Below are 13,080 nucleotides of genomic sequence, written 5' to 3'. Positions count from 1 at the left end.
AAAAGATGACTAAAGAAACTCAATTGCAGGTAGAAGCAATCAAAAACGGCACTGTAATCGACCATATCCCAGCACAGATTGGCATTAAGGTGCTGAAACTGTTCTCGATGCACAAATCTCAGCAGCGTGTGACGGTCGGGTTAAACCTGCCATCTTCAGCGCTAGGCCATAAAGACCTACTGAAAATTGAAAATGTGTTCATCAGTGAAGAGCAGGCAAATAAGTTAGCGTTATACGCGCCTCACGCGACGGTGAATCAAATTGAAAATTACCAAGTGGTGAAGAAGCTGGCTCTAGAACTGCCTGAGCAAATCAATAACGTATTTGAGTGCCCGAACAGCAACTGTATTACTCATGATGAGCCAGTGGAAAGCAGCTTTAAGATTTTTGAAAAGAAAGAAGATATCCGCTTGAAATGCAAATATTGTGAAAAAGTTTTCTCCCGAGAAATCGTCACTGAACGATAGTTTATGCTAGATAAGGAGATGTTAAAGTCTAGTTAAACTAAGCTAGGCTTTTCTCTTTACTGGCGGTCTTTTTCAAGGCAAACTGACGACTCTTTACCCCTAATAATATAAATGGAACATTATAATGACTAAAGTACTTCACACAGAATCTGCTCCTGCTGCTATCGGCCCATACATCCAAGGTGTTGACCTAGGTAACATGGTGCTAACTTCAGGCCAAATCCCAGTAAACCCTGCAACTGGTGAAGTATCTGCTGATATCGCAGAGCAAGCTCGTCAATCTCTAGACAACGTAAAAGCAGTTGTTGAAGCATCTGGTCTGACAGTTGCTGACATCGTGAAACTGACTGTATTCGTAAAAGACCTAAACGACTTTGGTACAGTAAACGAAGTGTACGGTAAGTTCTTCGACGAGCACAACGTAGAACACTACCCAGCACGTTCTTGTGTTGAAGTAGCTCGCCTACCAAAAGATGTGGGTATCGAAATCGAAGCTATCGCGGTACGTAAATAATAGCGAGTCTCTAATAGTGTCAAAAGCGAGCTAAGGCTCGCTTTTTTAATACGTGACGCGATCAAAAAAGCCGACTCGAAAGTCGGCTTTTTCATTCAATCCAGATTATTTAGCGAAGTCTACGCCAATTTGGATATCGCCATTTAGCGTTTCTAGCATACCGTCTAGCGCTGATTTCTCGTACTCGCTTAGAGGGCCGTAGCTTAGAATTTCTTCCACACCGTCTTTGCCTAGTTTCACTGGCTGTGCGAAGAATGGGGCGTGCTCGCCGCTACCTTCAACGTATGCGTACTCAACTACTTCTTCACCTTGCAGTGCTTTCACTAGAGAAACACCAAAGCGACATGCTGCTTGGCCCATAGAAAGCGTTGCACTACCGCCGCCAGCTTTCGCTTCAACAACTTCAGTACCAGCATTCTGGATACGTTTAGTCAGAGCTTCTACTTCTTCAGCTGTGAACTCAACGCCTTCTACTTGAGAAAGTAGAGGAAGAATTGTTACACCAGAGTGACCACCGATAACTGGTACACGTACTTCACCTGGATCTTTATCTTTAAGATCAGCAACGAACGTTTCAGAACGGATAACGTCAAGTGTAGTCACACCGAATAGGCGACGCTTATCGTATACGCCCGCTTTCTTTAGAACTTCCGCCGCGATTGGCACAGTTGTGTTCACTGGGTTAGTGATGATACCCACTAGTGCTTTTGGACACACAACAGCAATCTTTTCAGCCAGAGATTTTACAATGCCAGCGTTTACATTGAACAAGTCAGCACGGTCCATACCCGGTTTGCGCGCAACACCTGCTGAAATAAGAACAACGTCCGCACCTTCTAGCGCAGGCGTTGGATCTTCACCAGCGTAACCCTTGATAGAAACTGGCGTTGGGATGTGGCTTAGATCAGCAGCAACACCAGGAGTTACTGGCGCGATATCGTAAAGTGCTAAATCTGAACCAGCAGGAAGGCGATTTTTCAGCAATAGAGCTAGGGCTTGACCGATGCCACCAGCGGCACCAATAACGGCTACTTTCATTGTAGTTCTCCTTGAGATGACTCTCTTATATGATCTTATAGGGTTAGTATACCTGAGCAACCTATCCCTTTGGACTACTTAACGCCGATCGGTCACCAAATTGGAGGTCACTTAGGTATAGAATTTTTGAGCACGATTACGCTATATTAATCACAAGGTGATTACAATCGGTTAACGTCATCTTTGCGACCTTGCGCAATTTGGTAAAACTAAGCTGTATCCCTTGTCACTATTATTGTTGCTTGTCTTGTATGTGCACGCACCAACTGAGACTTTCATCACTATTTGCTGCAAGTTTTCAGTGATTTGTTAGACAGAATTGATCCTAATGCGTGGTAACAAGTGAATAGCTATGCGAGAATATTCACTTGCTTTTTTATTAAACTATTGGTGAAGAGAACCATGCGCCATTCAGAAAAACAAGACAACCTAGTCCGTGCTTTTAAAGCCCTATTGAAAGAAGAACGCTTCGGCTCTCAGGGCGATATTGTTGAAGCTCTAAAGAATGAAGGCTTTGAAAATATCAACCAGTCAAAAGTTTCACGCATGCTGACGAAATTCGGTGCCGTGCGCACACGAAACGCCAAAATGGAAATGGTTTACTGTCTGCCAGCGGAATTGGGTGTCCCTACAGTTTCAAGCTCGCTGCGTGAGCTAGTGTTAGATATCGACCACAACAATGCCGTTGTCGTTATTCATACTGGCCCTGGCGCGGCACAGCTTATTGCTCGCTTGCTAGACTCACTAGGCAAGTCAGAAGGCATCTTAGGTGTGGTTGCAGGAGACGACACGATCTTCATTACTCCAACTCTTTCCGTCACCACAGAGCAATTATTTAACTCAGTGTGCGAACTCTTTGAATACACTGGATAGTTTCGCTACTAAGCTCGACAAATGAATCGCGCCGCAAGTTCTGGGGCGTGATTCAGTTCACATCTTAAAAAACTCATCCGTAACGCCTTCTACCTCATAAACCTTTGATGAAAAACACTTTAATTCGTTATTGTGTTGTTTCAATCCAATCAAGTTGCTGATTTTTATGCCGAAGTGTTTAACAGTCGTGTAAATTTAAAGCAATTTTTTGCTATGATTCAGACACTTTTCCAACATATGGATTGGAAAAGATGCCGTTTCCAATATTAGGAAACTCCCAGAGCAACTACACTTGCAATGGGGATAATAATGAATAAAGGAAGGGAAATTCATGGCATTAAACAAACTTATCAAAGTTGGCGCTATCGCAGCGGCAGTAATGGGCGCTGGCGCCGTTAACGCTCAGGAGTTCATCACTATCGGTACTGGTTCTGTTACTGGTGTTTACTACCCGACAGGTGGTGCAATCTGTAAGTTAGTTAACAAAGGCCGTAAAACTCATAACATTCGTTGTTCTGTAGAGTCTACCGGTGGTTCGATCTACAACGTAAACACCATTCGTGCTGGCGAATTGGATTTTGGTATTGTTCAATCTGACTGGCAGTACCACGGTTACAACGGTACTAGTAAGTTTGAAGAACAAGGTCCATACAAAGACCTAAGAGCGCTATTCTCTTTACATACTGAACCTTTCAACATCATCGCTCGTTCTGACTCTGGTATCGAAAACGTCTCTGACCTAGCTGGCAAGCGTGTAAACATTGGTAACCCTGGCTCTGGTGACCGTGCGACTATGGGTGTCGTAATGGAAGCAATGGGCTGGACAAACGACAGCTTTAAGCTGGCATCTGAGCTAAAAGGTTCTGAGCGTTCACAAGCGTTGTGTGATAACAAGATTGACGCGTTCGTTTATGTTGTGGGTCATCCAAACGGTTCTATCAAAGAAGCAACAACTTCATGCGATGCGAAGCTAGTGTCTGCTTCAGGTGCGAAAGTTGATGAAATCGTCGCTAAAAACCCTTACTACACTACGCATACAGCACAGTACCTGCTGGCATGTATCGTGGTACAGACAAAGACGTAAACAGCTTTGGTGTTGCTGCCACTATGGTGACAACAACTAACGTATCAGACAAAGTCGCGTACAACGTTGCTAAAGCCGTATTTGAAGATTTCGATACCTTCAAACGTCTTCACCCTGCATTCGCAAACCTGAAAAAAGAAGACATGGTGAAAGCGGGTCTTTCTATCCCACTTCACCCAGGTGCAGTGAAGTACTACAAAGAAGTAGGCCTACTTAAGTAAGCATTACTATCTAACAGGGAGGTTTTTACCTCCCTGACTATTTTCGTTGTGGTTTTCTATGGCCACACACTTTTTTAAGTTTCACACTTTCGAAACTTTACTCCGTTTATATCTAAGAAAATCAAACAACTGATCATTTGTTCATCTTTTCACTAAACTAAAAGATGCACAATGAGGGTTCGTAAACAGAACAATATTTGGACCATATATAACAAGGATAATGTACATGTCGCAGACAACATCTCCGTCTCAAGACGTGCAAGATATGGTAGCGCAGGCCGATTCAGGTGCTCGTAATCCAAAAGGGATTCCAGGTCGCATCTTATGGTTTGTGCCACTGTGCTGGTCACTATTTCAACTTTGGTACGCCTCGCCTTTACCTTTTATTTTTAATTTTGGCGTACTCAACGACACAGAAGCGCGTTCCATCCACTTAATGTTTGCGGTGTTTTTGGCATTTACCGCCTACCCAGCGCTGAAACACTCTCCACGGGACCACATACCTGTGGTCGATTGGGTTCTTGCACTGGCAGGAAGTTTCTCCGCCGCTTACATCTACCTGTTCTACACCGAGTTGGCTGAGCGTTCAGGTGCTCCTACCACGCTTGATATTGTGGTCGCGGTGACTGGCATGGTGTTGCTTTTAGAAGCGACTCGACGAGCGTTGGGTCCCCCGCTTATGGTCGTTGCAGCGGTCTTCCTTCTTTACACATTCGGTGGCCCTCACATGCCAGATGTGATCGCACATAAAGGCGCAAGCCTCAACAAAGCGATGTCGCATTTATGGCTAACCACTGAAGGGGTGTTTGGCGTTGCTCTTGGCGTATCGACTTCTTTCGTTTTCCTATTCGTGTTGTTTGGCGCAATGCTGGAAAGAGCCGGAGCTGGCGCTTACTTTATTAAAGTTGCCTTCTCCCTATTGGGGCACATGCGAGGCGGCCCCGCAAAAGCAGCCGTGGTTGCATCAGGGCTTTCGGGCTTGGTTTCTGGCTCTTCGATTGCAAACGTTGTCACAACCGGAACATTCACCATTCCACTCATGAAGCGCGTAGGTTTCCCTGGAACAAAAGCAGGCGCTGTCGAAGTTGCTGCCTCGACCAACGGCCAGTTAACGCCACCGATTATGGGCGCCGCTGCGTTTCTGATGGTGGAGTACGTGGGAATTTCTTACGTTGAAGTGATCAAAGCTGCCCTGTTACCGGCGCTAATTTCGTATATCGCACTGATTTACATCGTCCACCTGGAAGCGTGCAAAGCCGGAATGACTGGCCTACCACGCCGCCACAACCCAACTTTGATCCATAGCCTGCTTTCTTTCACTGGCACCATTTTAGGGCTGTGTGTGATTAGTGCATTGGTTTACTACGGTGTGGGTTGGACCAAAGACGTATTTGGCGAGGCGGCAACACCAATCGTCACTGTTGCTCTGCTGATTGCCTACGTTGCTCTGGTCAAAGTCTCCGCGAGTTACGCCAAAGAGGGCGCAATTGAGATCGATGCGGAGTTAACTGAAGTTCCAGATCCAGGCCCAACCATCAAGTCTGGCCTGCATTACTTACTACCGATCGTGGTGCTGGTGTGGTGCTTGACGGTGGAGCGTTTCTCTCCAGGTCTCTCTGCGTTTTGGGCTACTGTGTTTATGATCTTTATTTTGATCACCCAACGCCCGCTCATGGCTATGATGTCGAAACAAGGCTCACTGGCTGAGCAAACCAAAGCAGGCTTTATCGACCTATTAGAAAGTCTGGTTGCGGGCGCACGTAATATGATTGGTATTGGTGTCGCGACTGCCGCTGCGGGTACCGTAGTGGGTGTCGTCACACTCACGGGTATAGGCTTAGTGATGACCGATTTCGTCGAGTTCATCTCTGGCGGTAACATCTTCCTGATGCTGCTGTTTACCGCTGTAATTAGTCTGATCCTGGGCATGGGTCTGCCAACCACCGCCAACTACATTGTGGTATCAACCTTGATGGCACCCGTGATTGTGACGCTAGGTGCACAAAGTGGATTGATCATTCCACTGATCGCGGTGCACCTATTTGTGTTCTACTTCGGTATTCTGGCAGATGATACGCCACCTGTTGGCCTGGCGGCATTTGCAGCTGCGGCTATCGCCAAGTCTGACCCAATCCGTACGGGTATTCAGGGTTTTACTTACGATATTAGGACGGCCATTTTGCCGTTTATGTTTATCTTCAATACGCAGCTACTGCTAATGGGGATAGATTCTTGGTGGCACTTGTTGCTCACCATCCTCTCATCGGTTATTGCGATGCTGATATTCTCCGCCGCGACACAAGGATGGTGGTTCACCAAGAACAAATGGTGGGAAACAATTTTGCTATTGGTGCTCACATTTACGTTCTTCCGTCCTGGTTTCTGGTGGGATGAGATTTATCCAGCCAAAATTTTGCACCCTGGTACCGAAATTGCGGACATTACTCAAGGGTTGCAAGTAGGTCAGGACATTGAGCTTCTCGTCGCAGGGGAAAACCTCGAAGGCGATTACACCTCCAGAACGGTACGTTTACCGTTTGATGATCGTGCTGTATCCGCCGAAGATCGAATTTCCTCAATGGGCTTAATGCTGAAAGAGGAAAGTGGTCGTATGCTAGTCGATATGGTCGAATTCGGTAGCCCTGCCGAATCCGCTGGTATCGACTTTGATTGGGAAATCCGCTCGGTGATCGTCGATGCAGACAGACCAATGAAAGAGTGGGTATTTGTACCTGCCCTTCTCATTCTGCTGGCCTTAGCGATGAACCAAAGAAAACGCGCGAGAAAAGAGCAAGTGATCGCGTAATGTAAGTCAGCTCCATCGTCATGATGGAGCTACACTTAGTTTAGGTAAAATTCACCCTATTTCGTTTAGTCGAAATACGCATAAAGAGAAGAACCAATGTATAAGCAGATCCTTGTCCCCGTAGACCTGAATGATCAAGGCTTTTCAGATAAAGCCGTCGAAGCCGCTGTTTGGTATGCCAAAAACTCAAGTGCGCAACTGCATCTACTCAATGTCCTACCGGGTATTCATATGTCGATGGTCGCCACCTACTTTCCCAAAGATGCAGCGGTCAAAATGAAACATGATGTCGAACAGCAGTTAAAGAAATTCGCTATCGACCATATCCCCGACAATGTGCTGTACAGTATCAATGTCGCTGAGGGGAAGCCCTCTTCCACCATTCTTGAGTACGCGGATAAAGTTGGCGCTGATCTGATCGTCATGCCTAGCCACAAACGCACCAAGTTAGACAAAGCGTTGCTCGGCTCTGTGGCGAACAAAGTGGTACAAAAATCACCGGTTAATGTGTTGGTGATCAAGCCGCAAGGCTCTTAACTTATCAGAAAATCGTTTGAGCACAGCGTGCCATAGCGCTGTGCTTAGTGATATTAAAACCTGATTAGAGCGGGAAGTGCGTTACACAGCTATCTTTGCTCAACCCCACGTTAAAGCGCTTTACTTGGCCGTCTAAACTCACTTCGAGTGGATACATATCGGCTGGATCCGGATCATTCACATCGATATAAATTGGCGCATCCACTTGAAACAGCGCACTCGCATGATCATTGCGCACATCGATAGGTAAGTGGTAAGTCATGCCATTAAATTTTACCGAAGCAGAAACCAGCCCCGCAGAGAAAGTTTTGTAATATAAGTCAACCAAGAACTCACACCCGCCACCATGGTGCCAGACCTGCTCTGTCGCGACATGCTCTAGGCGCATGTGGCGAATGAATTGAAGATACGGCGCTTTCCAGATCCCGATTCTGTTATCACAAGGTTGATATGGCTGCTCGCCTAGCTGACATACGTCCGCCAAATCCTCCTCAACGATCAGAGGCTCTTCCTCTTCCAAAAATAGGATTTCAAAACGATTTCTGCCAAGCTGCATATAAGGTCGAACGTCTTTCTTATACTCTGCCTGAGTGCCATCACAATCGAATACAGCGACCCCATTCAGGCGAACTTCGGCATGATAATCAATCCCAGCCATCACCAAATCCACTGCAGGGTAAGCCAACATCTCTTCATCGACTTCGATATCATGCATCAAGTGCCATTCTTGCTGAGCGATCGTCGTCTCGCTCAGTGATGAAGGTAACTTGTCACTTAACGGTGCGGGAAATGAGATGTCATTTTGAGGGATGGAGAGGTCCGTCAGGGGAGAGATTTGCCAGAAACCTGCAAGGGAAAGCTGCATAAGACACCCATTATAATTAATTGAGCTAGATCAAGTTTTTGCAGTATAGAGCAGTGGGCAGGAGAAATATATAAAAATGCCAGTCATCGTGACTGGCATTATTGTAAAAGAATATGCAACGAATTTATTCTTCGTCGTCTTCCTCTTCTGGGTAAAGCGCGTCTTCACCTTCGTAGTACGTACCCCAACCATCGTAGATGATGTCGTACTTTTCAGCTAGGTGTACTAGCTTTTCAACTTGAGCATCGATAGCTTCTGCATCCAGTGCAGATTCCATTGTCGCATCACAACATAGAAGTTTGTTGCCATCTTCATCTTCTGTTTCTTCAGCTTCTAACACTTCGAAACCCATCTTAAATGCTTCGACGACGGCTTTTTCTAGCGTATTGAAGTCTTCCGCAAATAAGTGGTGCTCAATGTCATATAAAGAATCTGGATCACTGCCATCTTCCAGTAGGGCTTGGATAATGTCGCGAGTCTCTTCTTTTTGAATCTCAATTAATTGCTCGACTGATAGATATTCATCTTCATGAGACATAAATAGTGCTCCAGATATTGACAAAATTGATCGTAATTTACCGCAACGGACTATCGCATGTATCTAGGTAAAATACTACCCAGAATCCCCGCAGAACCTCATCTTTATCGCGAGATCCACTCTTAGTTTAAACGGATCTATCTCACAAAACGAAAAAATTAACATTTCATTATCATTTGCCGTATTCAGAATTATCTATCTCCTCAATTTAGACAGCTTGACACAAAGTCATGCGTTTTTATTTTTTGAGTATGCATTTCTCCGATTATGAGAGAAGTGAATAAAAAAGTAGTTTACGCACTCATTTTTTAACCACACTGAATAGCTATGTCGCAAAAGTAGATTGTTCGCCATCTAACCCTAATAGAAAATACGAATAGAGACTCAAATATCTGCACTAGTGCGCAAAAAGAACAAACAATCAAAAATTCCAAAGTAAAACCCAAAAATAAGAATTAATGACCATTAAATTAGATGTGGTTCGAATTTAAAACCAACCACCAAGCTTGCATCCTGATAACATTCTTGTCATAAATACGCTCAGGAATTAATTGTAAGGATACAAAATGAGTAAGCTGTATGTAGGCTCTGAAGTTGGCCAGTTACGACGTGTATTGTTAAACCGTCCAGAACGAGCGCTAACCCACCTAACCCCTTCCAACTGTCATGAACTGCTATTTGATGATGTATTAGCGGTTGAAGCCGCAGGCGAAGAGCATGACAAATTTGCTCAAACACTGACTGAGCAAGGGGTGGAAGTGCTTCTGCTGCATGATCTGCTTGTTGAAACGCTTGCGGTAGCTGAAGCAAGGGAGTGGTTGCTTAATACTCAAATTTCTGACTTCCGCTACGGTCCTATTTTTGCGCGTGACCTAAGACACTACCTGTCCGATATGGATAACGAGCATTTAGCGACAATTTTGCTTGGCGGTTTAGCCTATTCAGAACTGCCAATCCCATCATCGTCGATGCTACCTAAAATGCATCGTCCACTGGACTTCGTCATCGAGCCGCTGCCAAACCATCTATTTACCCGCGACACCTCTTGCTGGGTATACGGCGGTGTGTCATTAAACCCGATGATGAAACCGGCGCGTCAACGCGAAACCAACCACCTGAAAGCGATTTATCGCTGGCATCCAGTTTTTGCGGGTCAGGATTTCATTAAGTACTTTGGTGATGGAGATCTGCATTACGACAACGCGAATATCGAAGGCGGTGATGTACTCGTGATCGGTAATGGCTCTGTATTAATCGGTATGTCTGAGCGCACTAAGCCACAAGGCGTCGAAAACCTAGCGGCAAGCTTGTTTAAACACGGTCAGGCTAAAGAAGTGATCGCGATTGATTTACCTAAACACCGCTCTTGCATGCACCTTGATACCGTTATGACGCATATGGATGTCGACACCTTCTCGGTTTACCCAGAGATCATGCGTAAAGATCTGGACACTTGGCGTTTAAGTGCAAAAGACGATGGCGAAATGAGAGTAGAGAAAGTGCCAAGCTACATCCATGCCATTGAAGATGCGCTAGAACTTGATTACCTCAAGATCATCACCACTGGTGGCGACAGCTACGAAGCAGAACGCGAACAGTGGAACGACGCCAACAACGTACTAACGGTGAAACCAGGCGTTGTGATTGGTTACGAGCGTAACGTCTACACCAATGAAAAATACGACAAAGCGGGCATTGAGGTCCTTACCATTCCAGGTAATGAACTGGGCCGAGGCCGTGGTGGTGCTCGCTGTATGAGCTGCCCTATCGAGCGTGACGGGATTTAATCTCAACCACCTTGAAACCAAAAAAAGCTGCGATGTTCGCAGCTTTTTTCATATTTAATCTAAGCGAGCAAAGCTTATTCTGTGCCGCCCACTGTCAGTGAGTCCAGTTTGAGTGTTGGCTGACCGACGCCAACTGGGACACTTTGACCTGCTTTACCACATACACCGACACCGCGATCAAGGCTCAGATCATTACCAACCATAGAGACTTGCTGCATCGCTTCGATCCCCGAACCAATCAGAGTCGCGCCTTTCACTGGGCGGGTAATTTTACCGTCTTCAATCAAATAAGCTTCAGAGGCTGAGAACACAAATTTACCCGAAGTGATATCAACTTGGCCGCCACCAAAGTTTGGCGCGTATAGGCCCTTCTTAACGGTTGAAATGATCTCTTCTGGGGTATGTTGACCTGGTAGCATGTAAGTGTTGGTCATACGCGGCATTGGCAGGTGCGCGTAAGATTCACGACGACCGTTACCCGTTGGGTTCACACCCATTAGGCGCGCGTTCAGCTTGTCTTGCATGTAGCCTTTTAGTACACCGTTTTCAATCAGAGTATTGTATTGGCCTTTCACACCTTCATCATCGACATTGAGTGAACCACGCAGATCTTTGAGTGTGCCGTCATCGACGATTGTACACAGCTCAGACGTGACTTTCTGGCCGACTTTGCCACTGAATACCGACGACTCTTTTCGATTAAAGTCACCTTCCAGGCCATGTCCTACTGCTTCATGCAGAAGAACCCCCGGCCAACCAGAGCCAAGAACCACAGGCATTGCGCCCGCAGGAGCAGCTTCGGCTTCTAGGTTAACCAACGCCATACGGATCGCTTCGTCCGCAAACTGGTAGGCAACCTGAATGCCATCGTTTTCGCTGAGGAAGAAGTCATAACCAAAACGGCCACCGCCACCAGCACTGCCACGTTCACGACGATCACCACGCTGAGCTAACACACTGATTGACAGTCTGACCAATGGTCGAATATCACCAGCATAAGTACCGTCAGTCGCGGCTACCAGCATCTGTTCGTGTACGCCACTTAAACTGATCGACACTTCTTTGATCAAAGGCTCTTTGGTTCTGATGTAAGCATCCAGCTCTTTAAGCAGCGTGGTTTTTTGTTCTTTTTCCCAACATTCTAGTGGGTTAACCGCGCCATAAATGCTTTGATTGTCGGTGCGTTTAAAGGCTTGCACTGTGCCATTTTTACCTTGCTGGGCAATACCACGCGCAGCAATCGCACTTTGCTTTAGGCCATCGGCTTGAATTTGGTCTGAATACGCGAAGCCCGTTTTTTCGCCAGTCACGGCACGAACGCCGACACCGCAATCAATATTAAAAGAGCCGTCTTTAATAATGCTGTCTTCAAGTACCAGAGATTCATGCCAACTTGACTGAAAATAGATATCCGCATAATCAATCTGGCGTGTTGCTATGCTTGCTAAGGTATCCGCCACATCTTGCTGTGTCAGCCCTGCTGATGTTAGCAACGCATCTTCTACATGGTTTATCGTCATACTTCGCTCTTAAACTATTAATTGATTGTGGAATCGGGTGTGTGACAAAACAGGCATTGCCGTTCTGACCTCGTTAACTTGATTGAGGTCGATGTCTACGACCAAACTCTGTGGTTCGCACTCCAAACTGGCCACCACTTCACCCCAAGGTGAAATTACCATTGAATGCCCCCACGTTTCTCGCCCACCAGGGTGGACACCGCATTGATTGACAGCCAAAACCCAACACTGAGTTTCAATCGCGCGCGCTCTTAACAAGGCTTCCCAATGCGCTTTTCCAGTCACTGCGGTAAACGCAGCAGGTACCAGAAGAACATTGACCCCACGCTTGGCTAATTCGCTATACAGCTGCGGGAAACGAACATCATAACAGATTGTTAACCCCAAATGCGCCATTGGCGTCTCGACAGAAACGATTTTATCTCCGGGAGTAAAGGTTTCTGACTCGCGGTATCGGCTATGCCCATCCGCGACATCGACATCAAACATATGCAGTTTGTCGTAATGAGCAATGCGCTGGCCCTGAGGATCAAACACAACACACGTGGTCGTTACTCCATTTTCGGTTCTGATCGGCATACTTCCGATCACCAACCAAAGTTGACATTCTTTGGCTAGGTTCGCCATTTTTGACTGGATCCAACCGTCACCCAATGGCTCCGCATGATGGTGATAGTCCGCGCGACCACCCAAGACAACGCAGTTTTCTGGTGTGATCACCAGCTTAGCGCCTTCTTTTGCCAATGCGGTTACTTGCTGTTCAATATAGGCCAAATTTTGCGCTACGTCTGGCCCTGAGGTCATTTGCACTAATGCCACTCGTTCCATGA

General features: G+C 46.2%; 11 protein-coding genes and 1 pseudogene. 7 read left to right on the top strand and 5 right to left on the bottom strand.

Annotated features, from left to right (window positions below; translation table 11 throughout):
- Positions 1–5: 5 nt before the first annotated feature.
- A complete protein-coding gene (gene pyrI, locus VNE01S_RS12275) occupies positions 6–467 on the top strand; it encodes an aspartate carbamoyltransferase regulatory subunit (RefSeq protein WP_053396393.1) in 462 nt (153 codons plus the stop codon).
- Between the two features lie 124 nt (positions 468–591).
- Complete coding sequence (locus VNE01S_RS12270) at positions 592–981, top strand: RidA family protein (protein ID WP_053396392.1); 390 nt, start codon at positions 592–594, stop codon at positions 979–981.
- A 105-nt stretch (positions 982–1,086) separates the two neighbouring features.
- On the opposite strand, the gene mdh is transcribed toward VNE01S_RS12270, so the two are convergent.
- A complete protein-coding gene (mdh, locus tag VNE01S_RS12265) occupies positions 1,087–2,019 on the bottom strand; it encodes a malate dehydrogenase (protein WP_053396391.1) in 933 nt (310 codons plus the stop codon).
- A gap of 402 nt (positions 2,020–2,421) precedes the next feature.
- Between mdh and argR the strand changes: the two genes are divergently transcribed.
- The 4 genes and pseudogenes from argR (at position 2,422) to VNE01S_RS12245 (ending at position 7,540) form a co-directional block, all read left to right on the top strand.
- The gene (gene argR / locus VNE01S_RS12260; protein ID WP_053396390.1) at positions 2,422–2,892 is read left to right on the top strand and encodes a transcriptional regulator ArgR; all 471 of its coding nucleotides are present in this window, start codon (positions 2,422–2,424) and stop codon (positions 2,890–2,892) included.
- Between the two features lie 331 nt (positions 2,893–3,223).
- A pseudogene (locus VNE01S_RS12255) lies at positions 3,224–4,197 on the top strand (TAXI family TRAP transporter solute-binding subunit).
- 226 nt (positions 4,198–4,423) lie between these two features.
- Entirely contained in the window at positions 4,424–7,003 is a 2,580-nt protein-coding gene (locus VNE01S_RS12250) for a TRAP transporter permease (protein WP_053396388.1), read from the top strand.
- Positions 7,004–7,099: 96 nt separating this feature from the next.
- On the top strand, positions 7,100–7,540 hold the full coding sequence (locus VNE01S_RS12245) for a universal stress protein (RefSeq protein ID WP_053396387.1): 441 nt from the start codon (positions 7,100–7,102) through the stop codon (positions 7,538–7,540).
- A gap of 64 nt (positions 7,541–7,604) precedes the next feature.
- Here the strand turns inward: VNE01S_RS12245 and VNE01S_RS12240 are convergent, their stop codons facing one another.
- Together VNE01S_RS12240 and rraB are read right to left on the bottom strand one after the other, a co-directional pair.
- Positions 7,605–8,405, bottom strand: a complete 801-nt coding sequence (locus tag VNE01S_RS12240; RefSeq protein ID WP_053396386.1) for a glycosyl hydrolase 2 galactose-binding domain-containing protein — start codon at positions 8,403–8,405, stop codon at positions 7,605–7,607.
- Between the two features lie 124 nt (positions 8,406–8,529).
- A complete protein-coding gene (gene rraB, locus VNE01S_RS12235) occupies positions 8,530–8,943 on the bottom strand; it encodes a ribonuclease E inhibitor RraB (RefSeq protein WP_053396385.1) in 414 nt (137 codons plus the stop codon).
- Between the two features lie 566 nt (positions 8,944–9,509).
- Here rraB and arcA point away from each other — a divergent pair.
- The gene (gene arcA, locus VNE01S_RS12230; protein WP_053396384.1) at positions 9,510–10,730 is read left to right on the top strand and encodes an arginine deiminase; all 1,221 of its coding nucleotides are present in this window, start codon (positions 9,510–9,512) and stop codon (positions 10,728–10,730) included.
- Between the two features lie 74 nt (positions 10,731–10,804).
- Here the strand turns inward: arcA and tldD are convergent, their stop codons facing one another.
- The gene (gene tldD, locus VNE01S_RS12225) at positions 10,805–12,250 is read right to left on the bottom strand and encodes a metalloprotease TldD (protein ID WP_053396383.1); all 1,446 of its coding nucleotides are present in this window, start codon (positions 12,248–12,250) and stop codon (positions 10,805–10,807) included.
- A gap of 9 nt (positions 12,251–12,259) precedes the next feature.
- Positions 12,260–13,078 carry a carbon-nitrogen hydrolase family protein gene (locus VNE01S_RS12220; protein ID WP_053396382.1) on the bottom strand — a complete coding sequence of 273 codons (819 nt, stop codon included), beginning with the start codon at positions 13,076–13,078 and terminating at the stop codon, positions 12,260–12,262.
- Between the last annotated feature and the right edge of the window lie 2 nt (positions 13,079–13,080).

It is taken from the genome of Vibrio nereis NBRC 15637, assembly GCF_001591105.1.
Taxonomy (GTDB): Bacteria; Pseudomonadota; Gammaproteobacteria; order Enterobacterales; family Vibrionaceae; genus Vibrio; species Vibrio nereis.
The sequence above is the reverse complement of the archived record's forward strand: the minus strand, read 5'-3'. Positions and strand labels throughout refer to the sequence as shown.

Coding starts and splice junctions, on each gene's coding strand:
- VNE01S_RS12240 (WP_053396386.1), bottom strand. CDS start 8,405: ATGCAGCTTTCCCTTGCAGGTTTCTGGCAAATCTCTCCCCTGACGGAC.
- VNE01S_RS12270 (WP_053396392.1), top strand. CDS start 592: ATGACTAAAGTACTTCACACAGAATCTGCTCCTGCTGCTATCGGCCCA.
- pyrI (WP_053396393.1), top strand. CDS start 6: ATGACTAAAGAAACTCAATTGCAGGTAGAAGCAATCAAAAACGGCACT.
- tldD (WP_053396383.1), bottom strand. CDS start 12,250: ATGACGATAAACCATGTAGAAGATGCGTTGCTAACATCAGCAGGGCTG.
- arcA (WP_053396384.1), top strand. CDS start 9,510: ATGAGTAAGCTGTATGTAGGCTCTGAAGTTGGCCAGTTACGACGTGTA.
- rraB (WP_053396385.1), bottom strand. CDS start 8,943: ATGTCTCATGAAGATGAATATCTATCAGTCGAGCAATTAATTGAGATT.
- argR (WP_053396390.1), top strand. CDS start 2,422: ATGCGCCATTCAGAAAAACAAGACAACCTAGTCCGTGCTTTTAAAGCC.
- mdh (WP_053396391.1), bottom strand. CDS start 2,019: ATGAAAGTAGCCGTTATTGGTGCCGCTGGTGGCATCGGTCAAGCCCTA.
- VNE01S_RS12250 (WP_053396388.1), top strand. CDS start 4,424: ATGTCGCAGACAACATCTCCGTCTCAAGACGTGCAAGATATGGTAGCG.
- VNE01S_RS12245 (WP_053396387.1), top strand. CDS start 7,100: ATGTATAAGCAGATCCTTGTCCCCGTAGACCTGAATGATCAAGGCTTT.
- VNE01S_RS12220 (WP_053396382.1), bottom strand. CDS start 13,078: ATGGAACGAGTGGCATTAGTGCAAATGACCTCAGGGCCAGACGTAGCG.